This is a genomic window from Ramlibacter lithotrophicus, from assembly GCF_012184415.1.
Lineage (GTDB): Bacteria > Pseudomonadota > Gammaproteobacteria > Burkholderiales > Burkholderiaceae_C > Ramlibacter > Ramlibacter lithotrophicus.
This window is the reverse complement of record NZ_VTOX01000008.1, coordinates 193,795-220,303: the sequence shown is the minus strand read 5'-3', so window position 1 is coordinate 220,303 and position 26,509 is coordinate 193,795. Positions and strand designations below refer to the sequence as shown.

Here is a 26,509-nt window from a genome sequence, read left to right as displayed (position 1 = left end):
GTTCCGCTTTCCTAGAACTCTCGCCAGTCTTGTTCGGATGCCTCCGCGACGGCCAGCTGCGGAACGCGCCTGGCTGCCTTCGGCGCGGCCACCTTGACCGCCGGTGCGGCGACCACTGCCGGCGTGGCTGCGCGGGCGGTTGCCAGTCCCTCGGCCAGCTTGAACACGCTCACCGCGGCCACGAGGTTGTGCGCCTGCTCGCGCATCGACTGCGCCGCGGCCGAGGCTTCCTCCACCAGCGCCGCGTTCTGCTGCGTCACCTGGTCCATCTGCGTGATCGCCTGGTTGACCTGCTCGATGCCGCGCGTCTGCTCCTGGCTGGCCGCCGCGATCTCGCCCATGATGTCCGTCACGCGGCGGATGCTGCCGACGATCTCGGCCATCGTCGCGCCGGCCTGTCCGACCAGTACGCTGCCGGCATCCACCTTGCTGACGGAGTCGTCGATCAGCGCCTTGATCTCCTTGGCGGCCGCCGCCGAGCGCTGCGCCAGGCTGCGAACTTCCGAGGCCACCACGGCAAAGCCGCGGCCCTGCTCGCCGGCACGCGCCGCTTCCACCGCGGCGTTGAGCGCGAGGATGTTGGTCTGGAACGCGATCCCGTCGATCACTGTGATGATGTCGACGATCTTCCTGGACGACTGGTTGATCGACGACATGGTCTCGACCACCTGGCCGACCACTTCGCCGCCCCTGGTGGCCACGCCCGAGGCCGATTGCGCCAGCTGGTTGGCCTGGCGTGCGTTCTCCGCGTTCTGCTTGACGGTGCCGGTCAGCTCCTCCATCGAGGCGGCGGTCTCTTCGAGCGAAGCGGCCTGCTCCTCGGTGCGCTGCGACAGGTCCTGGTTGCCCGAGGCGATCTGGCCGGAAGCCGTGGCGATGGCGTCGGTACCCGAGCGCACGCTTCCCACCACCCGGGCCAGGCTGTCGTTCATCTCCTGCAGCGAAGCCATGAGCTGGCCCAGTTCGTCGCTGCCGTGGCTGCGCGCCTGCAGCGTCAGGTCGCCGGCCGCGACGCGGCGGGTGGTCTTCATGGCCTCCTCGAGGGGCAGGACGATGCTGCGGCCGATCAGGAGCCCCGCTCCGGCGGCAAACGCCAGCGCCAGTGCCAGCGAGACCATCAGTGCCAGTTCCGCCCTTGCCGCGGCGGTCAGCGCCGCCTGCTGGGTGCCCTGCGAGTCGTCGCGCTGGGCGTCGACCAGCGCCTCGAGCGTCTTGACCATCGCGGCGCCGGACTTCAGGATGGTCTTGCCGCGCCATTCGGCCGCCTCTTCGAGCTTGCCCTCGCCGTACAACTGCAGCCAGCGCGGGCGGGCCTCCGCATACTCCTTGTAGTGCCTCGAGAACGCCTCGAGCGCCGCACGCTCTTCGGCCTGGTGGTCCATCGCCCCGTACTTCCTGAGCGCCGCATCGATCTGCGCCTGCCATTTGGCCGTGTCGTTGACGATCGCCGATCGCGACGCCGGGTCCGGCACGGCGATGTACTGCGAGATGCCGTAGCGCAGTTGCCAGACGGCGTTCTGCACGCTGGCCAGCAGGATCGTGGCCTGGGTGTTCTTTTCGTCGATGTCACGCAGCGTCGCCGAGAACGAGCGGATCGTGTACCAGGACGCGCTCCCGATGAGAACGAGGATGACTGCCATCGCGCCAAAGCCGACGGCCAGCCGCGAGCGGATTCTGAGATTGGAGAGAAACATTTGGGACCCTGAGACTTCGCACGGACGACCCCTGGTGCCAGCGCCCATCCGGGCGGCGGCCTCTTGCCCCAGCCCGCAATTTCCCGGCTGGACATCGGCGCGTCGGCCGCGCAGGTCGTCGCGCGGTGACACTCCCGATATCGGCCGGTCCGGCCCGGACATGAAGGCCGGGAGCGGCCGAAACATTGACCAGCGTCAATACCGGGTCCACCAGCTGTCGCCGACGGCGCAGCGTGCCGCGCGCAATTGCTCCAGGTACTGGTGGAGCGCGCGCGAGGCGGCCTTGTTCGCCTCGACCGGATCCGTCGCGTCGGCCCCGGACACCGCCATCAGCGACAGGACCGGGTCCGCGCTGAGCATGCGCGCCATGCCATGGTGCTCGTGCAACAGCTCGAGTTCGTCGAGCAGGAGGCGCAGCGTGGATTCGTCGAACCGCCTCTGGTCCTCGGCGAGCTGCTCCCGGGCCCAGGTGGAGCCGGCCTGTGGCGCCGCCAGCCGCTCCAGCAGCTTCCTGGTCGCGATCGCGTCGAGGTCGCGGCCATCCTCCTGGCCGAACGCGGTGAAGAGGCCGACCCACTTCTGCAGCGTCTGCAGCAGCCGCACCACGCCCGGCACGCCTTTCTGGTCGTAACGCTGGAAGACGGCGGCCTCCAGGCGCTCGAAGACTTCCTGCGCGGCGCCTGGTCCTTCGGTCGTCGATGCTTCCACTTCGAACTCCTCGTCGTGCTTGCGATTCGCTCCCTGGAAAGTAGCACAGGCGGCACGCCGCGGCCAGCCGGAGGCGGTGCGCAAGTCGCGGGCGGGCCGCCGGACGCGGCCCGCAACCGGCTTCAGACCAGGCCGCGCGCCGAAGCCAGCACCAGCCCGACCAGGCACGAGGTGGCGACGCCGATCAGGCCCGGCAGGATGAAGCTGTGGTTGATCACGAACCTGCCGATGCGCGTGGTACCGGAGCGGTCGAACTGGATCGTCGCCAGGTCGCTCGGGTAGGTCGGCAGGATGTAGTAGCCGTAGCTCGCCGCCGCGAACGCGACGATGTAGCCGGGCGGCACGCCGATGGACAGCGCCACCGGCACCATCGCGCTGACGGCGGCAGCCTGCGAGTTGACCAGCTTCGACACCACCAGCAGCACCAGCGCGTACGCCCACGGATGGTTCCTGACCACCTCGGACAGCGCGGCCTTCAGCGCCGGCAGATTGGCCTCGAACACCGTATCGGCCATCCAGGCGATGCCGAAGACGGCGATCACCGCGATCATGCCGGCGCGAAACACCTCGTTCCTGCCGATGGCCGCCGGATCGGTCTTCGTGAAGACGATGATCAGCGCGCCGGCGAGCAGCATGAACATCTGGATCGTGAGGATCATCGACAGCGGCTTGCCGTTGACGGCCGGCCGCAGTGCTTCGAAGGCGCCCAGCGTCGCCACGACGGCGATGGCGCCGAGGAAGATCCACATCGCCAGCCACTGGCCGGCGGCAAGCTTCTTGCCCAGCAGCGTGGTGGATTCGCCGTAGACATGCTTGCGCACCTCCGGATCGGCGATCCGGGCCTGGAACTCCTCGTCCTGGTCCAGGTCCTTGCCGCGGAACCAGCTGAAGATGCCGATCGCCAGCACGCCGGCCAGCGTCGACGGAATGGTGATCGACAGCAGCATGACGAAATCGACGACGGTGCCGCCGACCGGCGCCTTGGCCAGGAAGGCGGCCAGCGACACGACGGCCACCGACACCGGGCTGGCGAGGATGCCCATCTGGCTCGCGATCGACGAGGCGGCCATCGGCCGCTCGGGCCGGATGTCGTTCTTGATCGCGACGTCGTAGATGATCGGCAGCATGGTGTAGACCACGTGTCCGGTGCCGCACAGGATCGTGAGCGTGCAGGTCGTGAACGGGGCCAGGATCGACACGTACCGGGGGTTGCGGCGCAGGACCTTCTCGGCCGCCTGCAACATCACCTCCAGCCCGCCCGAGGCCTGCAAGGTGGCTGACGCCGCGACCACCGCGACGATGGTGAGCATCACCTCCACCGGCGGCTTGCCCGGCGGCAGGTGGAATCCGAACACGAGGAGGACGAGGCCGATGCCTCCGAGGAGGCCCAGGGCGATGCCGCCCTTGCGCGCTCCGTAGAAGAGACACGCGAGGACGATGGCGAGTTGCAGCGTGAAGGACATGGCATGTCCGCGCCCGGCCTCCATTGCCGGGACGGCGGTTCCGTACGAGTTGCAAGGGTCCGGCTGGCCTCGCGGGCGCGGCAGGCCACCTGCTCGCTCCCGCCGGGCGCTGCTGCACCCGGCCGGCCGGGGAAACATCACCGCATCGGCTTCGGGTCTGCAGCCCTGTGGGGGGATGCGGGATGTGCTGTCGGGGCCTGCCTGCCAGGCCACCCGATCAACGCCTTCATTGTGGAGCCGCCGTTGCCCGAAGCCGTTGACAACCGTCAACGGCCGGGCGGCGCCGCATCAAGGCCGGGCCAGCACCTCGCGCAGCCGCCGCGCGAGTTCCTCGCGCCGGTACGGCTTGCTCAGGAGGTGGACGCCCTCGTCGACGCGGCCGCCGTGCACCACGCCGCCCTCGGCGTAGCCCGAGGTATAGAGCACCTTCAGCCGCGGCCGCAGTCGCGCCGCGTGTTCGGCCAGCTGCCGTCCGTTCATGCCCGGCATCACCATGTCGGTGAAGAGCAGGTCGATCGGCTCGCGGCCGCGGATGATCTCCAGGGCCCGTGCCGGGGTCTCCGCCGGCACCACGCGGTAGCCGAGGGCCACCAGCTGCTCGTGGGCGTAGCGCAGCACCATGCGGTCGTCCTCCACCAGCAGGATGGTTTCGTGCTGCCCCGGCGCCGGCGCCGCATCGGCCTCGGGCGGCGCCGCCACGCCGGCGTCCAGGGTGCGCGGCAGGAACAGCTTCACGGTGGTCCCCTGGCCCGGTTCCGAAGAGATGTCGACATGGCCTTCCGACTGCTTGGCGAAGCCGTACACCATCGCCAGGCCCAGTCCGATGCCCTTGCCCGGCACCTTCGTCGTGAAGAACGGCTCGAACACCCGCCGCAGGTGCTCCGGCGCGATGCCGGTACCGGTATCCGACACGGAGAGCACCACGTAAGCGCCGGCCTGCAGGCCGTGATGCAGCCGCGCCTCCTGCGCCGACACCTCGCGGTTGGCGGTGGCGATCGTCAGCCGCCCGCCCTGCGGCATGGCATCGCGGGCATTGACGCAAAGATTGAGCAAGGCGTTGTCGAGCTGGGCCGGGTCGACCAGCGCGCGCCACAGCCCGTCGGCCGGCGCCAGCACGATCTCGACGTGCGTGCCGAGCGTGCGCTGCAGCAGCGGTGCCATGTTCGCCACCAGTTCGTTGGCGTCGACGGCGCGCGGCTGCAGCGGCTGCTTGCGCGCGAACGCCAGCAGGTGGCGGGTGAGCTCCGCCGCGCGGTCGGCCGCCTGCACCACCATGCCGGCCAGCGCCGCCAGCCTCGGCTGCGCCGCCAGCTGCTCGGTGAGGAGTTCGGCGTTGCCCACGATCACCGTCAGCAGGTTGTTGAAGTCGTGCGCCACGCCGCCGGTGAGCCGCCCGAGCGAGTCCAGCCGTTGCGCCTGGCGCAGCTGCTCCTCCAGCGCGACGCGTTCGGTGATGTCGGCGATGCTGCCGATCATGCGCACCGGCGCGCCGTCGCTGCCGCGAATGACGTGCGTCCGCCCCGACACCCACGCATAAGTGCCGTCCCGACGGCGGAACCGGTAGTTCCCGGACCAGGCATCGGCGCCCGCCGCGACGGCCTGGCGCACGCCACCGATCGTCGCCTCGCGGTCGTCGGGATGGACGCCACGCGACCAGGACTCGATCGACGCCTGTCCCTCGTCGGGCCGGAACCCGAACAGCGTTTCGACGCCGGTGTTCCACCACAGCCGGTCGGCGCGCATGTCCCAGTCCCAGATGGCATCCTGCGTGCCCTTGGCCAGCAGCCGGAAGCGCTCCTCGCTGATGCGGATCGCCTCCATCGACAGCTTCAGGTCGTGCACGTCCGTGCACGTTCCCATCCACTTGACGACTCGCCCGCCCTGGTCGTGGTACGGCGTGCCGCGCACGATCATCCAACGGTATTCGCCGTCCGCGCGGCGCAGCCGGCATTCGACGGTGAAATCCTCCCGCGACGGCGCCGCGCGCGGCCGCGCGAGCTCCATGGCCTGCCGGTCGTCCGGATGCACGGCCTGCAGCCAGCCGGCGCCCGCGCTCTCCGCGGCACCCAGGCCCGTGTAGCCGATCCAGCGCTGGTTGCAATAGATGTTGCTGCCGTCCGGCGCGGCCATCCACACCATCTGCGGCATCGACTCGGCCAGCGCCCGCAGTTCCCGCTCGCTCTCGTGCAAGGCCTCGCGGTGGCGCCTGAGTTCGGTCACGTCCCGGAAGTAGACCGCCAGTCCGTCGGGGCTCGGATAGACGCGCACCTCGAACCATTTCGCGAGTTGCGGATAGAAGGCCTCGAAGCTGCGGGTGGCGTTCTCCGCCAGCGCGCGCTCGTAATGGTGCTGGAACGGGGTGCCGACCGCGGGCTGGAACTTGTCCCAGATGTTGCCGCCGAGCAGTTCGTCGCGGCTGCGCTCCAGGACGCGCTCGGCCGCCGCGTTGACGTAGGTGAACCGCCAGTGCCGGTCCAGCGTGAAGAAGCCGTCGGTGATGTTCTCGAGGGTGGCGGTGAGGCGCACGCCGAGGCTGCGGATCTGGGCTTCGGCGGCCTTCTGCCGCGAGATGTCCTGGATGGAGCCCTGCAGGCGCACGATCCGGCCGGCGGCGTCGCGCACCGCCTCGCCGCAGCAGCGCACCCAGATCCGGCGCCCCTTGGCCGTGTACTTCTCGGCCTCGAAGTCGTAGGACGTCCCGTCGCGTTCGCAGGTGCCGACCAGCCGGATCACGTCCTCGCGGTACTCGGGAGGAAAGTAGGCGAGTCCCTCCTCCAGCGTGGGCTGGTAGCCCGGGGGCACGTCATGGATGAGGCAGTTCTCGTCGGACCACGTGAGCTTGCGCTCCGGCAGCTCGATGGTCCAGCCGCCCACGCGCGCCGCTTCGCTGGCGATGCGCAGCAACCACGCATCGCGTTCGTGCGCCTGGCGCGCGACGCGCCGTTCGGTCACGTCGACCACGACGCCGACGCGCGCGGTCGCGACGCCGGAAGCATCGCACTCGACGTCGCCGCGGGCGTTCAGCCAGCGCACTGCCCCGTCGGGCCGGCGGATGCGGTAGTCCGTTTCCTCCCCCGCCCGGGCGGCGCAGGCGCGCTCGAACGCCGGCCGGTCCTCGGGCAGCACGAGGCGCCGCAGATGTTCGAGCGTTCCTTCGAACTGGCCGGCGTCGAGCCCGAACAGTTCGCAGGTTCCGTCGGACCAGGCCAGGCGGCCGGACCGCAGGTCCAGGCGCCAGCTGCCCATGCGCGCAATGCGCTGCGCGGCCAGCAACAGTGCGGCCTGTTCGCGCGGTCCGGCCGGCGATCGGTCGCTCATGCCGGCCGCACCGGCGCGAGGATCTCGCGCAGCTGCGCCAGGCGCGGCGGCTTGGCCAGGATGCCGTCGACTTCGCTGCCGTCGCCCTCCGCGCTGCCGGTGCTGCCCCAGCCGGTCAGCAGGATGACGCGGGTGGCGGGGCTGGCCTGCTTGACCAGGCGCGCGACTTCGCGCCCGTCCACGTGGGGCATGCCCAGGTCGGTGATCACGGCGTCGTAGCCTTGCCCTTGCGCCAGCGCCTGCCGGAAGGCCTCGACGCCGGCCTGCCCGCCCGCGGCGCTGTCCACGTGGTGGCCATCGAGCTGCACCATGTTCGTGAGCGACAGCAGCACCATCGGATCGTCATCCACCAGCAACACGCGCAGCGCGGCGGGCTGCGGCGGGTCCGCCTGGCGCGCTGCGTCCGGCGGCGGCGCATCAGGTTCCAGCCCGCCGGTCGCGGGCAAGGTGAACGCGAACAGCGTGCCGCCCCCGGGTGCACTTTCCGCGCGGATGCTGCCGCCGTGGCGCTCCACGATGCGGCGCGCCTGCGCCAGGCCAGTTGCTTCGCCACCGGCGCCGGGCCGGCGTTCGAACGACTGGAACAGCCGGTCCGCAGCCTTCGGGTCGAAGCCGCTGCCGTTGTCGGCGACCCGGATCTCCCAGCCGCCATCCGTGGCCGCGCCCTCGACGCGGATCACCGCCTTCGCGCGCTCACGGCTGGAGTGCAGCGCGTTGGCGAGCAGGTCCGCCAGCACCTGCTGCAGCAGCGAGGCATCGCCGGCCACCGTCGGCAGCTCGCCCGTGATCCATTCGACGTGGCGGTCCTCGGCCTGGTCCTGCACGAAACGCCGCGCCCGCGCCAGGGCGTCGGCCAGGGCCACCGGTCGCCGCTCGATCGGGTGGACGCCGAGCCGGGCGAACGCCAGTACCTCGTGCACCAGGCGGTTGCCGCGCAAGCTGGTGGCGGCGATCCGCTCCAGGTAATGCCGCTCCCGGTCGTCGAGCTTGGTCGCGGCCGTGCGTGACAAGGCCGCCGCGAAGCCCTCGTTGACCTGCATCACGGCCTGCAGGTCATGGGCGAGGCGTCCCGCGAAGCGATCGAATTCGGCGCGGACTTCCTCGAGTTGCCGGCGCGAATCCGCCAGGTCGCGGTGCAGGCGCGCGTGCTCCAGCCGCAAGGCGCGGTCTCCATGATTCATTCCAGTCCCTGTATTTCTTCTCGCACCAGCTTACCCGCGCGGCCGGCCGGCCGCCGCCGGTGGAACCCGGATCCGTGGCGGGGTTGCGCGGGCAGCGTGCGGTATTTCCGCCCCCGGCCCCGCGTGCCGGCCTCGCGGATGGTATCGGCCACGAGTGCCGGAGTGACAATGCGCGCATGGACCCCGCTGCCGACCCGCTGCCCGACGACGACCGGCCGATCGCGTACATGCAACGCACGCGCGACTGGTACCTGGCGCTCGGCTACGGCAATCCCTACCGCTGGGCGCACCACGCCGAGGTGCCGTTCCAGCCGCTGGGCAAGCCGCTGGCGCAATGCACGGTGGCGATCGTCACGACGGCAGTGCCGTTCGATCCGGCCAAGGGGCCGCAAGGCCCCGGCGCGCCGTACAACGGCGCGGCGAAGTTCCACGAGGTCTATTCGGGCGACACGGCCGGGGACCACGACCTGCGCATCGCGCACGTCGCGATCGACCGCCGGCACACCTCGATGGAGGACAGCGGGGCCTGGTTTCCGCTGCCGGCGCTGCGGCGGGCGGCGGCGGCCGGCCGCATCGGGCGCGTCGCGCCGCGCTTCCATGGTGCGCCCACCAACCGCAGCCAGCGCCGCACCGTCGAGGTCGACGCGCCGGAGATCGTCGCGCGCTGTCGCGCGGACGGCGTGGACGCCGCGCTGCTGGTCGCGAACTGCCCGGTCTGCCACCAGACGCTGGGCCTGGCCGCGCGACAGCTCGAAGCGGCCGGCATCGCCACCGTCGTGATGGGCTGCGCCAAGGACGTCGTCGAACACGTGGGAGTGCCGCGCCTCCTGTTCAGCGACTTTCCGCTGGGCAACGCGGCCGGCAAGCCCCACGATGCCGCGTCGCAGGCGGCGACGCTGGAGCTGGCGCTGCGCCTGCTCGAGTCGGCGCCGGCACCGCGCACCACCGTGCAGTCGCCGCAGCGCTGGAGCGAGTCGGCCGAGTGGAAGCAGGACTACTGCAACCCGGCTCGCGTGGGCGCGGACGAACTGGCGCGCCTGCGCGCCGAATTCGATGCCGCCAAGGTCGAGGCGCGATCGCAGCGCTGAACCGCCGCGCCAGGCCGGTCCCCGCATCCTGGTCCTACGGCCAGCCCGGCCCCCGGCTGACGCCGGGCTGGCGCGGCGCGCCGGACCATGGTTCCTTCTCGCATCCCCTGAAGGAGTACCCATGGCCAAGGAAAAGACAGACGAAACCGGACAACTGAACCACGACCGCTCCCTCGCCGGCGACCACCCGGTCGGCACCGGCGTCGGCATCGCCGGCGGCGCGGTGGCGGGCGCGACCGCAGGCGCGGCGATGGGCGGCCCGGTGGCCGCGGTCGTCGGCGGGGTGATCGGCGCCGTCGCCGGCGGACTGGTCGGACGCGGCGCCGCCGAGGCCGCAAACCCCGAGCCGCAGGATTTCCAGCACGAACACAACGTCGGCAAGGGCGTCGGGGTCGGCGGCGGCGCCGCGGCCGGCGCGATGGCCGGCGGCAGCCTCGGCGGACCGGTGGGCGCCGGCGTCGGCGCGGTGGTGGGCGCCGTCGCCGGCGGGGCCGCCGGCAAGGGCGCGGCCCACGCGGTGAACCACGACGAGGAAGACGCGTACTGGCGCGAAAACCACGTCCGCGAGCCGTATTACGACCCCGAGCGCACGTACGACGACTACGGCCCGGCCTATCGCATGGGGTGGGAGAGCCGCGCGCGCTACGACCAGGGCAACTTCGACAGCTATGAGCCGTCCTTCCGCAACGACTGGGACGAGTCGTACCGCGGCCAGTCGCGCCTGACCTGGGCCGAAGCGCGGCATGCGGCCCGCGCCGGGTGGGAACGCTTCGAGCGAAAGCTCCCCGGCGACGCGGACGGCGACGGCCGCTGAGCCGCGTCACAACCGTACCGATGGCCGATTCGCCCAGACTGCTCCGGCTCCAGGCCGGCACGCTGCGCCTCGACGTGGCGCCCGATGCCGGGGGCTCCATCGCCCGCTTCGAAGGCACGTGGGACCGGGGCGGCCGGCAAGGCCGGGTCGACTGGCTGCGGCCGGCCAGCGAGCAAGGCCTCGCGCGGCGCAATCCGCTGGCGATGGCCAGCTTCCCCCTGGTGCCCTTCTGCAACCGCATCCGTGACGGGCGCGCCAGCTTCGAGGGACGCGACATCCGCATGCCGCCCAACCATCCGGGCGATCCGTCGTCGCCGCATCCGCTGCACGGCATCGGCTGGCTGCGGCCCTGGACCGTGACGCTGGCGGGCGGCCACCACGCATCGCTGCGCCTGGAGGAGCCCGCCAGCGCGGCCTGGCCGTGGCGCTTTGCCGCCGAGCAGCACCTGGAGCTCACGGACCAGGCCCTGCGGGTCACCATGACCGTCACCAACCACGACACGGCAGCGATGCCGGTGGGCATCGGGCACCACCCGTATTTTCCGCACCCGCCCGGCACGCGCCTGACCAGCCCGGCCGCAGCCATGTGGATGGGCGACTCGCAGGTGATGCCGACGACGCTCGAGGCCAACGACGTCGTGGCCCGGTTGCGCGAAGGCGTGGTGCTGGCCGACCTCGACCTGGACAACAACTTCGTCGGCTGGGAGCACCGCACGCTCGTCGAATGGCCGCTCGACCAGCACGGGCCGCGGCGCAGCCTGGTGATGGAGGCGCACCCGCCGCTGGACTACTTCGTGCTGTACTGCCCGCGCGGCTACGACCACTTCTGCGCCGAGCCGGTGAGCCAGTGCACCGACTGGCTCAACCTGCTGCCGCACTACGGCCGCGGGCCGCTCGGCGGCGCGCGCCTCGCGCCCGGCGAGACGCTGGAGGCGCGTTTCACGCTCGCGCCGCGCTGGGAATAGCCCGGCGGGCCGAGACCCGCTTCCGGCGCGACGCCGGGCCCAGCCGGACAAGGGAAAGCACCAATGCCTGCCGCTGAGGCAGCGCAACAGTCGGTGAACAAGGCAACAAGCGGCTGCGCGCGAGAGCGTCTGCTTCGTCCGACATCGCGTGTCGGTCCGAACCCCAGCAGTGGACGGGTCTGGCGCCTACACGGCGCCGGCGGACGCCCCCGGACCATACGCCCATGAAAATCCTCAGCCTCATCCATGTCATGGTCGCGCAGGCCTTCTATCGCTGGGCGATGCGCGAGATCAACCCGCTGCACCCCGACCTGCCGCGCATCATGCTGCGGCAGCAGGAGCTCGCGGACAAGGCGCGGCGGATGTTCCCGGTCGGCAGTTATTCGCGGTGACGCCTCGCGTGTTGAGGCGGACAGCCGAACGCAAAAGCCGCAGAGATCACGCAGAAGCCGCAAAAAATCAGAGGGAAAGATGAGAGACGGGGATCGCCCTCGTTCCTTCCAACTTTCTGCGGCTTCTGCGCAACTTTTGCGGCTTCTGCGTCCGGCTGTTGGGTTTACTTCTTCCGAGCCGCGATCGCCTTCTCGGCCGTGTTCACCAGGTCGGCACCCACGGTCTTCTTCCACTTCTCGTAGACCGGCCGCGTCGCCTTGACGAACGCCTCGCGCTCAGCCGGCGACAACTGGGTCACCGTCACGCCCATGCCGGCCACTTCCTTGAGCAGCGGCTTGTCGGCTTCCACCAGGCCCTTGCGCGCCAGCGCGATCTCCTGCCTGCCGGCCTCGATCGCCGCCTCGCGCACGATCTTCTGGTCGGCCGGCGTCCACGAGTTCCAGATCTCCTTGTTCACCACGAAGATGAGCGGGTCCGTGACGTAGCCCCAGGTGGTCACATACTTCTGCCCCACCGTGTGCATCTTCAGGATCGTGAACAGGAACATCGGGTTCTCCTGTCCGTCCACGGCGCCGCTGGCCAGCGCCGGTTGCGCGTCGGCCCAGCTCATCTGGGTCGGGTTGGCGCCCAGCGCGTTGAACGTGTCGGAAAACAGCGGCGAGCCGACCACCCGGATCTTCATGCCTTTCAGGTCTTCTGGTGACTTGATGGCGCGCTTGGAGTTGGTGAGCTCGCGCGTGCCGTTCTCGCCCCAGGCGAGCGGCACCACGCCGGCCTTCTCGACCACCTGGAAGATCTTCTTGCCGACCTCGCCCTGCGTCAGCGCGTCCACGGCCGCGTAGTCTGGCATCAGGAAGGGCATCGAGAACAGGTTCAGCTCCTTGACCTGCGGCGACCAGTTGATGGTCGAGCCGATGGCCATGTCGATCACGCCCTGGCGCAGCGCGCTGAACTCGCGGGTCTGGTCGCCCTGGATCAGCGACACGCCCGGGTACAGCTTGATGTTGATGCGGCCCTGGGTGCGCTCCTTGACCAGGTCGGCCCAGATCTTGCCGGCCATGCCCCACGGCGTCGGCGGGCCCAGCACCAGGGACATCTTGTATTCGGGCTTGTAGGCAGCCTGCGCCATGGCGCCGGTGCCGAAGGCGAGCGCGGTGGCGGCGATGGCCAGGCCAAGGACGGTGCGGCGGAATTTCATCGGTGGTCTCCTTCGGGGGTGAATGAAGTTGCGGGGAGAAAGTCAGTAGCCGAGCTGGTGCGGCAGCCAGGTGGCCAGCGGCGGCCAGGCGATCACGGCCACCATCACCAGGAACATCGAGAACAGCATCCAGCCGACCCAGCGCACCGTGTCCTCCATCGGCACGCGCGCGATGCGGCACGACACCATGAGGTTCACGGCCAGCGGCGGCGTGAACTGGCCCAGCGCCACCTTCAGCGTGAGGATCACGCCGAACCAGACCACGTCCCACTGGTAGTGGTGCACGATCGGCAGCAGCAGCGGCACGAAGATCAGGAAGATCGAGATGCCGTCCAGGAACATGCCCAGCGTGACCAGCATCAGGATCAGCAGCGACAGCACGCCGTATTCGCCGAGCCCGGAATTGACGATGGCGCGGGTCAGCGGATCGATCACCCCCAGCGTCGACAGCGAATAGGCAAAGATGCCTGCCAGCGACACCACCAGCAGGATCACCGCCGACAGTTCGCCCGATTCGCGCAGGATCACGAACAGGTCGCGCACGCGGATCGTCTGGTGCACCACCATGCCGACGAACAGGCCGTAGAACACGGCGACGACGGCCGCCTCCGTCGGCGTGAACCAGCCGGCGCGCATGCCGCCCAGGATCAGCACCGGGGCGGCCAGCCCCCACACCGCCTCGCGCAGGCTCTTCCAGAACGGGGGCCGCGGCAGGCTCGCCTCCTGCGCGCCCATCTTGTGGCGACGCGCCATCCACACGGCGGGGATCATCAGCGCGAGGCCGGCCATGACCCCTGGCACCATGCCGGCGGCGAACAGCGCCGGCACCGAGGCGCCCGGCACCAGCACCGAGTAGACGATGAACGCCACCGACGGCGGAATCAGGATGTCGGTGGCCGCGGCGGCGCCGACCACGCTGGCCGAGTACGCCGGCGGATACCCGGCGCGGCGCATCGCGGCGATCATCACGCCGCCCACCGCCGCCGCGTTGGCCGGCCCCGAGCCGGAGATGCCGCCCAGGAACATCGCCACGCCGATCGCCACCAGCGGCAGCATGCCGGGCCCGCGGCCGACGATCGCGGTGGCGAAGTTCACCAGCCGCAGCGCCACGCCGGAGCGGTCGAAGATCGAGCCGACCAGCACGAACATCGGGATCGCCAGCAGCGGGTACTTGCCCAGGCCCGCATAGAAGTTCTGGGGCACGGCCAGCAGGCCGAACCACTGGACGTCGCGGTTGGCGATGGCGATGCACACGGCGCCGGCCAGGCCCAGCGCGGCACCGATCGGCACGCCCGCGAAGAGCATGACGACGAAGGCGACGAACAGGAGCGTGGTGATCATGCCTGGCGCTTCCGGCGGATGAACAGGCCCAGGGCACGCCCGGCGATCGCCACCGACATCACCGGCAGCCAGATCGTGTACCACCACTGCGGCACGCCGATGCCCGGCGAGGTCTCGCCATAGGTGAAGTCGTCGTACACCATGCGCGTGCTGAGCACCGCGATCAGCGCGAACAGCAGGAACACCATGGCCGCGCCGAACATCGCCAGCGCCCGCTGGCGCGCGGGTGACCCGTTGTCGGCGAAATACTCGATGCGGATCTGCAGGTTGCGGGCCACCGAAGCCGAACCGGCGACCAGCGCCAGCACGATCATCAGGAAGACCGAGAACTCCTCGGTCCAGGCGAACGACTGGTCGGTGAAATAGCGCACCAGCACGTTGGCGAACGTGATCAGCGCCAGCAGCCCCATCACGACGACGGTGAGCCAGTCCTCGATGGCCAGGGGCACGCGGGTGGGCTCTTCGATGCCGGCCGGATCGGGCAGTTCACCGGGGACGGGCGGGAGGTCGGGGGACACGGACATGAACGGACGCAAGGTTAGGCCGGCGGCGATCGGCTGGCCATAGTGGATATCTCTAGCGCGGCGACTGCGACAGCGATCGCGCCGCGGCCACGATGTCGGGGGCGGTCACCCGCGACTGGGCTTCGAGCACCGGCGCGTAGCCGACCGGGATGCGGGGGGCGCCCAGGCGCATCACGCGGCAGCCGGTCGCCTCTGCGGCGGTGGCTGCGATCTCGGCGCCGAAACCGGCGGCCTGCACCGCCTCGTGCACCACCAGCAGCCGGCCGGTGCGGGCGCAGGATTCGAGCACGGCAGCGCGATCCCAGGGCCAGATGCTGCGCAGGTCGATCAGGTCGCATTCGATCCCGCCGGCGGCGAGCTGCTCGCAGGCTTCGGCGCAGGCCTGCACCTGGCGGCTCCAGCTCACCATCGTCAGCGCATCGCCGCGACGCACCACGCGGGCCGTGCCGAGCGGCACCGCCTGGGCCTCGTCGACCTCGCCGGTCGCGCCCCACAAGGTCTTGTGCTCCATGTAGACGACCGGGTCGCCGCTGGCCAGCGCGGCCCGCAGCATCGAATAGTTGTCCTGCGGCGTCGCGGGACAGACCACGACCAGCCCCGGCATGTGCGCGAACCAGCTCTCCAGCGATTGCGAGTGCTGCGCCGCCGACGAATCCCAGATCCCGACCGGCATGCGCACGACCATGGGCACCCGCCCCTGGCCGCCGAACATGAAGCGGTTCTTGGCGGCCTGGTTGACCAGTTCGTCCATGGCGCACAAGGCGAAGTCCACCACCCGCATCTCCACCACCGGCCGCAGGCCGGCCAGCGCCATGCCGACGCCGGCGCCGAGGATGGTGGCCTCGCTGATCGGGGTGTCGATCACCCGCTGCGCCCCGAAGCGCTCCTGCAGCCCGCGGTATTGGCCGAAGATGCCGCCGCGCCCCACGTCCTCGCCGAGCACCACCACGGCGCCATCGGCGTCCATCCCGCGCTGCAGCGCCAGCGCCGCGGCCTGGGCATAGGTCATCAGCGCCATTGGCCGGCTCCCGTGTCCTGGACGTCCTGGTACGCCGCGGCGGGTTGCGGCCACGGCGCCGCGTCGGCAGCCGCCAGTGCCGCCGCGACCTCCTGCGCCGCCTCGCGGTCGCAGGCGTCGAGCGTGGCCGCGTGCGTTCCCGCCAGCGCCAGGTATCGACGGCGCGCGCTGACGATCGGATCGCGCTCGAGCGCCGCCTGCACTTCGGCCGGATCGCGATAGGCCGCGGGGTCGACCGAGACATGGCCCTTGATGCGGTAGGTCAGCGCGTGCAGCAGGCGCGGTCCGTCGCCGCCGCGCACCTCGCGCACCAGCCTGCCGGCCTCCTCGTGCACGGCGAGCACGTCGTTGCCGTCCACCTGCACCGCTTCGATGCCGACGCTGCCGGCGCGCGCGGCCGCGCCGTCGCCAGCCGTGACCGGGCCGCTGGCGGTGGTCGCGCTCCAGCGGTTGTCCTCGCAGACGAACAGCACCGGCAGCCGGTACACCTGGGCCCAGTTGAGCGCCTCCAGGAACGGGCCGCGGTTGATCGCGCCATCGCCGAAGAAGCAGGCGGTGATCGCCTCGCGGCCCTGCAGCTTCTGCGCATGGGCCGCGCCCACGGCGATCGGCAGGCCGGCGGCCACGACGCCGTTGGCGCCCAGCATGCCCACCGAGAAATCCGCGATGTGCATGGAGCCGCCCTTGCCGCCGTTGTAGCCCGGCGCCTTGCCGAACAGCTCGCACATCATGCGCAGCGGGTCGGCGCCCTTGGCCAGCGTGTGGCCGTGGCCGCGGTGGGTGGAGGTGAGATAGTCGTCGCGGCGCAGGTGGGCGCAGACGCCGGCCGCGACCGCCTCCTGCCCGGTGGAAAGATGCAATGGCCCGCGCACCTTGGCGGCCGTGCCGGCCGTGGTGCCGAAGGCGCTGACACCGCCCTGGCTGGCTGCTTCGGCCGCGTTCTCGAACGCCCGGATGCGCACCATCGTGCGGTACAGCGCCGCCAGCGCCGGTGCCGGATCCTCCATCAAGATGCCGCTCCTCCAGTCATGGATGAGCATCGAGTATAGGTCCGTACCTTTGGACGCTACTGCGGGCCAGGCCCTCCCATCAGCCGGGACACGCCTTCCAGCAGCACGTCGGCGCCCGCCGGCTTGGTCAGGTGCAGGTCGAAGCCGCTGCGCCGTGCCATGAGGACGTCATCGGCCTGGCCGTAGCCGGTGAGCGCGATCAGCCGGCAGCGCGCGCCCTGCGGATGCGCCCGGACCAGCCGCGCCAGTTCGTAGCCGCTCATGCCCGGCAGCCCGATGTCCAGCAACGCCACTTGCGGTGCGTGCCGCTCGACCAGCGCCAGCGCGGCGTCCGGCTCGTAGGCCACGTGCACCTCGTAGCCGCTGATTGCCAGCAGCGCCGCGGTGGTGTCCGCCGCATCGCGGTTGTCGTCGACCACCAGCACCTTGCCGGCGCCCGGCGCGGCCGGCGGCGGTCCGGGCTCTTCGCGGGGCGCCGGCGCCGACGCGAGCGGCAGGCGCACGCGCACCGTCGCACCGCATTCCGGGCCATCGCTCTGCGCCGCGACGCTGCCGCCGTGCATCTCGACCAGGCTCCTGACGATGGCCAGTCCGAGCCCCAGGCCGCCGCGCGACCGGTCCTGCGCCTGGCGCGCCTGGAAGAACGGTTCGAACGCGCGCTGCAACACCTCGGGCGCCATTCCCGCGCCGTCGTCGGCGACCGTGACTTCCACCGAGTCGCCGGCCCGATGCGACTCCAGCGCGATCCGGCCGTGCTCGCCGGTGAACTTCACGGCGTTGCCCAGCAGGTTGCCAAACACCTGCGCCAGCCGCGCTTCGTCGCCGGAAACCCAGGCCTCGGCCACATCGCCGTGGACCTGCGTGTGCAGCGTTCGTGCGCCCAGCACGGGCCGGATCGCCTCGGCCGCGCGCTGCACGAGGTCGGCCACGCGCAGCGGCTCCATGCGCATGGCCAGCCGCTTGCCGGTGATGCGCGACAGGTCGAGCAGGTCATCGACCAGGCGCGTCATGTGGGCGAGCTGGCGCTCGACGATGCGTCGCTGGGGCGCCGTGGCCTCGTCGCCCTTGAGCGCCATGAGCTGCAGCGCCATCGAGATCGGCGCCAGCGGGTTGCGCAGTTCGTGGCCAAGGATGGCGAGGAATTCGTCCTTGACGCGGCCGGCCTCCTGTGCCGCCTGCAGCGCATCCGTCACCTGCCGCAGCAGCGCCTCGCGCTCCGCCTGCCCCGCCTGCAGTTCGCGCATGAAGCGCTCGCGCTGCTCCGAAGCCGCGGCCAGGGCGGCGCCGACCTCGTCGAGCTCCGCCACCGCCAGCGGCGAGTGTTCGACCCGCTCGCCCCGGCCGAGCGCGGCGGCTGCCTGTTTCAGGGAATCGATCGGCTGGGTGACATTGCCGGCGAAGTAGCGGCCGAGCCAGGCGGAGAGCGCCAGCGACGCCAGCAGGCCGGTCAGCACGGCGAGCGCGGGCCCGACCGCGGTGGCGATCGCCTCGGCCGCCGGGATGGCGACCGCCACCGCCCAGCCCGAAGCGGCCAGCCGGGTATAGCCGGTGTGGCTCTGGTCGCCCTCCAGGGTGGTCGTCACGCCCATGCCTTCCGGCCGGCCGGTGGCGAGCATTGCCTGCAGGCTGGGCGAGGCGCGCGAGCTGGAGCTTGGCCGGGTGCGCGCAACGCGGCCGCCGCTCTGGTCGAACACTGCCACGACCCAGGTCGCCGGCACCGACTGGCGTTTGAGCACGTTCAGGACCCGGTCCGTCGGCAGCACGGCGGTGAGGACATAGGTCCCGCCGGCCTGCACCGGCACGCGGACCGCGAATGCCAGCCCCGGCTGCGAACCCCGGGTGACCACGCCGACCACGGGCCGGTCGAGGGCAAGGGCCTGGCCGACGCTCTCGGGCTCCACCGGTCCCGGGTCCGGAGCGCCGAACGGCCGCGTGGTGCGAAAGAGGACCTGCCCTTGCCGGTCCATCAGCACCATGGCACGCCAGCCTTCCTGCCGTGCCACACGCGATGCCATGCGATAGAACGCCTCGAATTCGGCAAGACGCAGTTCGTCGCTCTGGCCGAGCGTGCGCAGTGCCGCGATGGCGGCGTTCAGGTCCGCGTCCACCGCGCTGGCCAGGGCGCGCGACAAGGCCATCGCGGAGCGCTGCGTCGCCTGCTGCCGCTCGTCCACCAGGTAGGCGAGCGCCAGCGCCACCATGACGGCCAGCGGCAGCAGCCCGCTGGCCGCAAGCAGGAACAGCCGCCACTTGAGCTGGCGAGCGGCAGCTGGAGCGACCGGCGACGGTACTGAAGGTGCCATGGACCTCCGCTTTCGGTGGCGGATACCGGAACCGGCGCCACACTCAGCCATGGTACCGGAGGGGCCTGCGGGCCACGCGCCGCACCGGAGCGGACCCTGGCCCATGGCACCATTCGGTACTTCTTTTTCTTTTCTGGCCGCCGGCAGGCGGCGTCGGAGGCAAGCCATGGACACCGCGCAAGCGCTGCGGGCGCTGCAGGAACGACTTGGACCGCGCGGCTACCTGCCCGGCCAGGAGACCGACGAGCGCTACCTCGTCGATATCAAGGGCACCCGCGGCGCCATGCCGCTCGCGGTGCTGCGGCCTGCCAGCACGCAGGAGGTCTCGGGCGCGCTCGCGCTGTGCCACGCCGCCGGCATTCCCGTCGTGACGCAGGGCGGCCGCACCGGGCTCGTGCAGTCGCACGTCCCGTGCGAGGGCGAGATCGTGCTGTCGCTGGAGCGCATGAACGCGATCGAGAACATCGATTCCGACGCGGCCATGGCCACGGTGCAGTCGGGCGTCGTGCTGCAGGCGCTGCAGGAACGCCTCGACGCCGAGGGCCTCATGTTCCCGCTGGACCTCGGGGCGCGCGGCAGTTGCACCGTCGGCGGCAACATCTCGACCAACGCCGGCGGCAACCGCGTGATCCGCTACGGCATGACGCGGGACCTGGTGGTCGGCCTGGAGGCGGTGCTCGCCGACGGCACGGTGCTGGACGGCCTGAAGCCCCTGGTCAAGAACAACACCGGGGTCGACCTGAAGCAGCTGTTCATCGGCAGCGAAGGCATCCTCGGCGTCGTCACGCGCGCCGTGCTGCGCCTCGTGCCCAAGCCCGGGGAGCGCACCGTGGCCCTCTGCGCACTGGGAAGCTTCGGGCAGGTGCGCGGGCTGCTGCGGCAGGCGCGCCAGCGCCTCGGCGGCGAGCTCACGGCGTTCGAGGTGATGTGGGACTCCTACTTCTCGCGCGCGGTGCGCATCGCCGGCAAGGCCGCCCCGCTGCCGGCGGGACAGCCTTATTACGCGCTCATCGAGGCCTCGAGCGCGGGCGCCGGCGGCGCCGCCAGCCTCGAGGACCTGCTGCAGCAGGTGCTGGAGGACGGCACCGTGTCGGATGCCGTGATCGCGAAGTCGGGGGCCGAGAACGAGGCGCTGTGGAAACTGCGCGACATCTCGGTGGAAGTGACGCGCAGCCTGATGCCGGCGGTGCCGTTCGACGTGAGCCTGCCGATCCCGGCGATGGAGGCGTTCGTTCCGGCGTTCGAGGCCGCCGTGCGCACCATCGACCCGCGCTGCGACACCGTCGTGTACGGCCATCTCGGCGACGGCAACCTGCACCTGGGCGTGCACCAGCCGCCGGACCGCCCGGAGACTTTCCAGGCGATCCAGGAAGCGGTGTACGGGCTGGTCGGCGAATACGGCGGCTCGATCTCCGCCGAGCACGGCATCGGCGTGTCCAAGCGCGAGTTCCTGCCGCATTCGCGCAGCCGCGAGGAGATCGCCGCGATGCATGCGCTGAAGAACGCCCTCGATCCGAAGCACCTCCTCAATCGAGGGCGGGTGCTGGAGCACCGCGCCGCGCCGTGAAGCGCGCGCCGGGGCAGTCGCTCGTTCTCATTTCGCCGGCAGCCCACGACGAAAGTTCTCCCCGGCACCTTGCCGCCGGTCAAGCGCGCGACATGCAACCGGCAAAACGCCGATGACAAGCCGGCGCAAATGAACGGACAATTCGCGCCGCCTACCGAGGACCTCGAACCATGCTGAATCGCCGTGAACTCCTGGCTGCCGGTGCAGCCGCCGCCGCCTCCACCTTCGCGCCCGCCGCGCTGGCGCAGGCCTTCCCCTCCAGGCCCGTGAAGATCGTCGTGCCGTGGACCGCCGGAGGAACCGGCGACATCCAGGCGCGCCTGATCGGGCAGCACATGTCGCAGACGCTCGGCCAGCCGGTGGTCGTCGAGAACAAGCCGGGCGGCGGCACCGTCATCGCCACCGCGCTGGTGGCGAAGGCGCCGGCCGACGGCCACACCTTGCTGCTGATGGCGAACAGCTTCGTGATCAACGCCAAGCTGCATGCCAGCCTGCCTTACGACGGCATCAGGGCCTTCGACAGCGTCGCCTGCCTGACGAACTCGCCGCAGGTGATCGCCGTCAACGCCGCGAGCCCGTACAAGAGCTTCAAGGACTGGGTCGACGCCGCCAGGGCCAAGCCCGGCACGATCTCGTACGCCACGGTCGGTCCGGCCACGACGCAGCACATCGCCGGCGAGATGCTGCAGCGCGCCGCCGGGATCAAGCTGATCTACACGCCGTTCGGCGGCGGCGCCCCGGCGGTGCAGGCCGTGCTGGCCGGCCACGTCGACACGGTGCTGGCCAACCTGTCGGAGATGAACAGCTTCCTCGAGGCCGGCAAGATGCGGCCGCTGGCCGTCACGACGCTGCAGCGCCTGGAGTCGCTGAAGAACGTGCCTACGGTGGCCGAATCCGGCATCGCGGGCTACGAGGCCGCCGCGTGGTTCGGGCTGGTGGCGCCCAAGGGCACGCCGGCCGACGCGGTCGCGAAGATCGCCGACGCCGCCAGGAGAGCGATGGCGGATGCCGAGGTCAGGAAGAAGCTGCAGGCGATCGGCCTCGATTCGTACCTGATGGACCCGCCGAAGTTCGCGGCCCATATCGCCGACCAGTTCGCCAGGTACTCCAAGGTGATCGACGAGGCCGGCATCAAGGCGTAGGCAGGCAATGATCGAATCGCTCACCGACCGCCAGCAGGCGGTCATGGAATTCCTCGCCGGCGCCCAGCCGGCGATGCTCGACCTGCTGCAGCGCATCGTCGACATCGACTCCGGCAGCTACCACAAGGCGGGGGTCGACGCGGTGGTCGCCGAGCTGCGCGGCTGGCTGGTGCAGCACGGCGTCTCCTGTGAAGTGCATCGCAACGAGACCGCCGGCAACTGCCTGCGGGCGGCGGTGCCGGGGGCGCAGGCGGGCAAGCCGGTGCTGCTGATGGGCCATTGCGACACGGTGTTCCCCGAGGGCACTGCGGCCCAGCGGCCGTTCCGCATCGAAGGCGACCTGGCCTACGGTCCGGGCGTAGCCGACATGAAGGCCGGTCTCGTCGTCAACTCGTTCGTGCTCGCCGCGTTCGCGCAGGCCGGGCTGCGCGTGCCGCTGGTGGGCCTGTACACCGCCGACGAGGAGATCGCCTCGCCGGCCTCGCGCTCCTTCATCGAAGCGCACGCGACCGACGCCCGCGCCGTCTTCAACGGCGAGCCGGGCCGGCCCAGCGGCAACGTGGTGACGGGTCGCAAGGGCGCGATGTTCGTCGACTGCGAGGTGACCGGCATCCCCGCGCACTCGGGCGGCAACCACCACGAAGGCGCCAGCGCCATCGAGGCGATCTGCCGCAAGGTGGTGCAGCTGCATGGGCTCACCGACTACGAATCGGGCACCACCGTGAACGTCGGCCTGATCAAGGGCGGCAGTTCCGTCAACACGGTGGCCCCATGGGCCAGCGCCTCGATCGACGTGCGCTACAAGACCACCGAGGCGATGGAAGCCGTCAAGGCGAAGCTGGCGGCGATCATGGGCCAGGTAGAGGTGCCCGGCACCTGCGGGCACATCACGCAGCAGCGCTACTTCCTGCCGTTCGTGCAGTCCGCCGCAAGCAATGCCCTGTTCGAGGCCTACGTCGATTCCGCCCGCGCCATCGGGTTTGCCGCCGGCGGCGAATACAGCGGCGGCTCGGCGGACTCCGGCTTCACCGCGGCCGCCGGCGTGCCGACGCTGTGCGGCACCGGCCCGGTCGGCGGCAAGGTCCACACGGCCGACGAATGGCTCAAGGTCGGCACGATGGTGCCGCGGGCGCAGGCGATCGCGCTCACGGCCTTACGACTGTCACGCTGAAAACCGTTGCAATCCTGCGGGAATGACCCGATTGCTGCACCGCAGCGCCCTCGGCTACAACGTCCAGGCTTTCTTCACTTCCATCATGCGCACACGTACCTTCCTGCTCTCCTTCGTCGCCGCCGCCGCGGCCTTCGTGTCCTCCCACTCGCTCGCCGCCTACCCGGACAAGCCGATCCGGCTGGTCGTTCCGTCCGCTCCCGGCGGCGCGCCCGACGTGCTGATGCGCAGCCTGGCCCAGCAGATGTCCGTCCAGATGGGCGTGCCGATCGTCATCGACAACAAGCCGGGTGGCTCGTACGTGATCGGCACGATGGACGTGGTGAAGGCCGCGCCGGACGGCTACACGCTGGGCTACGGCAACATCGTGTCGCTGGCGACCAACCGCGGCCTGATGTCGAACATCCCGTACGACCTCGACAAGGACCTCACGCTGATCGGCAACTCGTTCAAGGTCGTCAACATGATGATCGTGAACAACGACCTGCCGGTGAAGAACGTCAAGGAGCTGATCGCCTACGCCAAGAAGAACCCGGGCAAGATCGCGTTCGGCTCCGGCGGCAACGGCACCACCGACCACCTCGGCGTGGAACTGTTCAAGTCGATGACCGGCACGCACCTGCTGCACGTGCCGTACAAGGGCACCTCCTCGGCGCTGACCGACCTGCAGGGCGGGCAGATCCAGCTGATGATGTCCAACACGCCGCTGGCCGGCCCGCCGGCCCAGGCCGGGCGCGTGCGGCCGCTGGCCGTATCGTCCAGGACCCGCTCGCCTTCGTACCCCGACATCCCGACGCTCGACGAAGCAGGCGTCAAGGGCTTCGAGGTGATCTCCTGGGGCGGCCTGATCGGGCCACCCGGCATGCCCAAGGACATCGTGGAACGCATCAACAAGGAGATGCGCGCCGCCCTGGCCAGCCAGGCCGTCAAGGACCGCTACAAGGTGCTCGGCGCCGAGCCGGACCCGAGCTCCCCCGAAGAGTTCCGCGAGCACGCGCGCCGCGAGACGGTGAAGTGGGCCCAGGTGATCAAGTTCTCCGGCGCCAAGGTCGATTGACGCACCGGCTCGGCGCCGACGGCGCCTGATGCCTGTCCGCGACGGCGGCCGCTGCGGCGGCCACCGGTCGCGGCTTCCTTTTTTCTTCTCTCCCGCAGCAGCCATGCAACAAGAGCACTACGACCTCCTGATCCGCCACGCCACCATCGTGGACGGCAGCAACGCGCCGCGCTTCGCCGGCGACATCGGCATCCGCGGCGACCGCATCGCCCGAATCGGCGACCTGGCCGGCGCCCGCGGCGACGTCGAGATCGACCTCGCCGGGCGCATCGCCGCGCCCGGCTTCATCGACGCCCACACCCACGACGACCGGGCGATGCTGTCCGACCCCGACATGGCGCCCAAGGTCAGCCAGGGCGTGACCACGGTGGTCGGCGGCAACTGCGGGATCTCGCTGGCGCCCATGCCGCGGGCGATTCCCGATCCGGTGACGCCGCCGCTGAACCTGCTCGACGGCAACGGCGAGTGGTTCCGATTCAAGACCTTCAAGTCGTACCTGGAGGCCCTGCGCGCCAGGCCGGCTGCCACCAATGCCGCGATGCTGGTCGGCCATACCACGCTGCGGGTGGCGACCATGGACGACCTGGGCAAGCCGGCGACACCGGCGCAGATCGCGCAGATGCGCGATCTGGTCGACGAAGCGCTGGAAGCCGGCGCGATCGGCGTGTCGACCGGCCTGTTCTACGAGCCGGCCATCGCGGCGCCGACGGAGGAAGTGATCGAGGCCTGCCAGCCGCTCAAGGAGCATGGCGGCGTTTACTGCACGCACATGCGCAACGAAGGCGACCAGGTGATGGAGTCGCTGGAAGAGACCTTCCGCATCGGCCGCGAAGTGGGCGTGCCGGTGGTGATCTCGCACCACAAGGTGGTGGGCGCGAACAACCACGGGCGCTCTGAGGAGACGCTGGCGTTCATCAGGAAGACCATGGGCGAGCAGGCGGTGTGCCTGGACTGCTATCCCTACACGGCCGGCTCCACCGTGCTCTCCGTCGACCGCGCGCAGGGTTCGGCCCGCACCATCGTCACCTGGTCCAAGGCGCTGCCCCAGTACTCGGGCCAGGACCTGGCGGACATCGCCAGGCAGATGGGCGTGAGCGAGGAAGAGGCGATCGGCCGCCTGCTGCCCGCCGGCGCCATCTACTTCCGGATGGACGAAAAGGACGTGCAGCGCATCCTCAAGTTCGACGAGACCATGATCGGCTCGGACGGCCTGCCGCACGACGCGTCGCCGCATCCCCGCCTGTGGGGCACCTTCCCCCGGGTGCTCGGTCACTACGGCCGGCTGCTCGGGCTGTTCCCGCTGGAGACCGCCGTCTACAAGATGACGGGCCTGACGGCGAAGAACTTCGGGCTGAAGGACCGCGGCGTGATCCGCGAAGGCGCGTACGCGGACCTCACCCTGTTCGATGCCGACCAGGTCGACGAGGCCGCCAGCTACGACCATCCGATCGCGCCGTCGCGCGGGATCGAGACCGTGATCGTCAACGGCGTCGTGGTGTGGAAGGACGGCCGCTCGACGGGGGCGCACCCGGGGCGCGTCCTCACGCGCGCGAAGCAGTCCGCCTGAGGCGCTTCACTGGCAGGCGGGAGCGGGCGCCGCGGCGCCCACCCGGCTGACGGCCGGCGCCAGTTCGACGCCGGCCGCCGAGGCGGTGCCGACCAGCCGCGCATGGCGCTGGAAATCGATCGTGCGCACGGCGCCGGCCAGGCACGCGTCCGCCTGCGCGAAGGTCCGCAGGAGCTGGGCCCGCCGCTGCGGCCCGGCACCGTCCCAGGCGCGGCCCCACTCCACCACGACGCGGCCGCCCTGCTCCGACCACCATGCGCCCATCTCGGTAAAAGCCAGCTGGATCCGTGCGGCGTCGACCCGGTCGCAGGCGGACGCCGGCATCGCACAGAGCGCGCTCAACAGCAGGGCAGGCAAGGTTTTCACGGCCCCCTCCTCGGCAGGGTGATCACTGCCGCAACGCTAATGCGGGCGCGGTCAATTTCCATGACCCGCGTCAAGCGGCAGCCGCCCGTGTACGCTGCCGGCAATGAGCAATCACGACCACCACCCCCACGGCCATGACGATCACGGGCACGCCGCGCCCTGGAAGCACGACGGCGTCCGCGTGATCCCGGGCCACCAGCTCGATCCGAACACGGCGCAGACGCCGGGCATGGACCGCAAGGCGGCGATCAACTTCGCCCGCGTCGGGGCGCAGAAACTGTGGGCCGGCACGGTGACCATCCATGCGAACGCGAAGACCGGCGCGCATCACCACGGGCACCTGGAGAGCGTGATCTACATCGTCAAGGGTCGCGCACGGATGAGGTGGGGTGAGCAGCTCGAGTTCACGGCCGAGGCCGGCCCCGGCGACTTCATCTACGTGCCGCCCTACGTGCCGCACCAGGAGATCAACGCCAGCCCGACCGAAGCGCTGGAATGCGTGCTGTGCCGCAGCGACGGGGAGGCCGTCGCCGTCAACCTCGACATCGAGCCCGTGGAGAAACCGGAACAGGTGCTGTGGGTGGACCCCACCCACCCCAAGGGCGGGCTGTAGGTACCGAG

General features: G+C 70.6%; 22 protein-coding genes. 10 read left to right on the top strand and 12 right to left on the bottom strand.

The window, feature by feature from the left end; genetic code table 11:
• Positions 1-11: 11 nt before the first annotated feature.
• The 5 genes from RAMLITH_RS19905 to RAMLITH_RS19885 all read right to left on the bottom strand — a co-directional run bounded on the left by RAMLITH_RS19905 (position 12) and on the right by RAMLITH_RS19885 (position 8,364).
• Entirely contained in the window at positions 12-1,694 is a 1,683-nt protein-coding gene (locus RAMLITH_RS19905) for a methyl-accepting chemotaxis protein (protein ID WP_168109195.1), read from the bottom strand.
• A 195-nt stretch (positions 1,695-1,889) separates the two neighbouring features.
• The gene (locus RAMLITH_RS19900; RefSeq protein ID WP_168109194.1) at positions 1,890-2,402 is read right to left on the bottom strand and encodes a hypothetical protein; all 513 of its coding nucleotides are present in this window, start codon (positions 2,400-2,402) and stop codon (positions 1,890-1,892) included.
• A gap of 122 nt (positions 2,403-2,524) precedes the next feature.
• On the bottom strand, positions 2,525-3,865 hold the full coding sequence (locus tag RAMLITH_RS19895; RefSeq protein ID WP_168109193.1) for an anaerobic C4-dicarboxylate transporter: 1,341 nt from the start codon (positions 3,863-3,865) through the stop codon (positions 2,525-2,527).
• A gap of 288 nt (positions 3,866-4,153) precedes the next feature.
• Positions 4,154-7,183: a PAS domain-containing protein gene (locus tag RAMLITH_RS19890; protein WP_168109192.1), complete on the bottom strand. Its 3,030-nt coding sequence runs from the start codon at positions 7,181-7,183 to the stop codon at positions 4,154-4,156.
• Entirely contained in the window at positions 7,180-8,364 is a 1,185-nt protein-coding gene (locus RAMLITH_RS19885) for an ATP-binding protein (RefSeq protein WP_168109191.1), read from the bottom strand. The genes RAMLITH_RS19890 and RAMLITH_RS19885 overlap by 4 nt, the downstream gene beginning before the upstream one ends.
• A gap of 176 nt (positions 8,365-8,540) precedes the next feature.
• On the opposite strand from RAMLITH_RS19885, the gene RAMLITH_RS19880 reads away from it, so the two are divergent.
• The 4 genes from RAMLITH_RS19880 to RAMLITH_RS19865 all read left to right on the top strand — a co-directional run bounded on the left by RAMLITH_RS19880 (position 8,541) and on the right by RAMLITH_RS19865 (position 11,623).
• Positions 8,541-9,452 carry a glycine reductase gene (locus tag RAMLITH_RS19880; protein WP_168109190.1) on the top strand — a complete coding sequence of 304 codons (912 nt, stop codon included), beginning with the start codon at positions 8,541-8,543 and terminating at the stop codon, positions 9,450-9,452.
• Between the two features lie 121 nt (positions 9,453-9,573).
• Positions 9,574-10,266, top strand: coding sequence for a hypothetical protein (locus RAMLITH_RS19875; protein ID WP_168109189.1), 693 nt, complete (start codon positions 9,574-9,576; stop codon positions 10,264-10,266).
• 20 nt (positions 10,267-10,286) lie between these two features.
• Positions 10,287-11,231, top strand: coding sequence for an aldose 1-epimerase (locus RAMLITH_RS19870; RefSeq protein WP_168109188.1), 945 nt, complete (start codon positions 10,287-10,289; stop codon positions 11,229-11,231).
• A 224-nt stretch (positions 11,232-11,455) separates the two neighbouring features.
• Positions 11,456-11,623, top strand: coding sequence for a hypothetical protein (locus tag RAMLITH_RS19865; RefSeq protein ID WP_168109187.1), 168 nt, complete (start codon positions 11,456-11,458; stop codon positions 11,621-11,623).
• Positions 11,624-11,787: 164 nt separating this feature from the next.
• Here RAMLITH_RS19865 and RAMLITH_RS19860 read toward each other — a convergent pair whose 3' ends face one another.
• From RAMLITH_RS19860 to RAMLITH_RS19835, 6 genes are read right to left on the bottom strand one after another with little or no spacing between them, the layout of a single operon-like run.
• Positions 11,788-12,822, bottom strand: coding sequence for a DctP family TRAP transporter solute-binding subunit (locus RAMLITH_RS19860; protein WP_168109186.1), 1,035 nt, complete (start codon positions 12,820-12,822; stop codon positions 11,788-11,790).
• 42 nt (positions 12,823-12,864) lie between these two features.
• Positions 12,865-14,163: a TRAP transporter large permease gene (locus tag RAMLITH_RS19855; RefSeq protein ID WP_168109185.1), complete on the bottom strand. Its 1,299-nt coding sequence runs from the start codon at positions 14,161-14,163 to the stop codon at positions 12,865-12,867.
• Positions 14,160-14,687, bottom strand: coding sequence for a TRAP transporter small permease (locus RAMLITH_RS19850; RefSeq protein WP_168109184.1), 528 nt, complete (start codon positions 14,685-14,687; stop codon positions 14,160-14,162). The genes RAMLITH_RS19855 and RAMLITH_RS19850 overlap by 4 nt, the downstream gene beginning before the upstream one ends.
• Before the next feature lie 52 nt (positions 14,688-14,739).
• Positions 14,740-15,705: an alpha-ketoacid dehydrogenase subunit beta gene (locus RAMLITH_RS19845; protein WP_168109183.1), complete on the bottom strand. Its 966-nt coding sequence runs from the start codon at positions 15,703-15,705 to the stop codon at positions 14,740-14,742.
• Positions 15,696-16,712 carry a thiamine pyrophosphate-dependent dehydrogenase E1 component subunit alpha gene (locus RAMLITH_RS19840; RefSeq protein ID WP_168109182.1) on the bottom strand — a complete coding sequence of 339 codons (1,017 nt, stop codon included), beginning with the start codon at positions 16,710-16,712 and terminating at the stop codon, positions 15,696-15,698. Before RAMLITH_RS19840 ends, RAMLITH_RS19845 begins: the two co-directional genes overlap by 10 nt.
• 59 nt (positions 16,713-16,771) lie before the next feature.
• Positions 16,772-19,018: an ATP-binding response regulator gene (locus RAMLITH_RS19835; RefSeq protein WP_168109181.1), complete on the bottom strand. Its 2,247-nt coding sequence runs from the start codon at positions 19,016-19,018 to the stop codon at positions 16,772-16,774.
• Between the two features lie 166 nt (positions 19,019-19,184).
• Between RAMLITH_RS19835 and RAMLITH_RS19830 the strand changes: the two genes are divergently transcribed.
• From RAMLITH_RS19830 to RAMLITH_RS19810, 5 genes are all read left to right on the top strand, one after another.
• The gene (locus RAMLITH_RS19830) at positions 19,185-20,585 is read left to right on the top strand and encodes an FAD-binding oxidoreductase (protein ID WP_168109180.1); all 1,401 of its coding nucleotides are present in this window, start codon (positions 19,185-19,187) and stop codon (positions 20,583-20,585) included.
• A gap of 170 nt (positions 20,586-20,755) precedes the next feature.
• Positions 20,756-21,727, top strand: a complete 972-nt coding sequence (locus RAMLITH_RS19825; RefSeq protein WP_168109179.1) for a Bug family tripartite tricarboxylate transporter substrate binding protein — start codon at positions 20,756-20,758, stop codon at positions 21,725-21,727.
• Between the two features lie 7 nt (positions 21,728-21,734).
• Positions 21,735-22,898: a M20 family metallopeptidase gene (locus tag RAMLITH_RS19820; protein WP_168109178.1), complete on the top strand. Its 1,164-nt coding sequence runs from the start codon at positions 21,735-21,737 to the stop codon at positions 22,896-22,898.
• A gap of 22 nt (positions 22,899-22,920) precedes the next feature.
• Complete coding sequence (locus tag RAMLITH_RS19815; protein WP_238344285.1) at positions 22,921-23,955, top strand: Bug family tripartite tricarboxylate transporter substrate binding protein; 1,035 nt, start codon at positions 22,921-22,923, stop codon at positions 23,953-23,955.
• A gap of 103 nt (positions 23,956-24,058) precedes the next feature.
• Positions 24,059-25,522 (top strand): N-acyl-D-amino-acid deacylase family protein, encoded by a 1,464-nt coding sequence (locus RAMLITH_RS19810; protein WP_168109177.1) that lies wholly within the window; start codon positions 24,059-24,061, stop codon positions 25,520-25,522.
• Between the two features lie 6 nt (positions 25,523-25,528).
• Here the strand turns inward: RAMLITH_RS19810 and RAMLITH_RS19805 are convergent, their stop codons facing one another.
• Positions 25,529-25,888: a hypothetical protein gene (locus RAMLITH_RS19805; protein WP_168109176.1), complete on the bottom strand. Its 360-nt coding sequence runs from the start codon at positions 25,886-25,888 to the stop codon at positions 25,529-25,531.
• Between the two features lie 103 nt (positions 25,889-25,991).
• Between RAMLITH_RS19805 and RAMLITH_RS19800 the strand changes: the two genes are divergently transcribed.
• Positions 25,992-26,501, top strand: a complete 510-nt coding sequence (locus RAMLITH_RS19800; protein WP_168109175.1) for a cupin domain-containing protein — start codon at positions 25,992-25,994, stop codon at positions 26,499-26,501.
• The last annotated feature ends 8 nt before the right edge of the window (positions 26,502-26,509 follow it).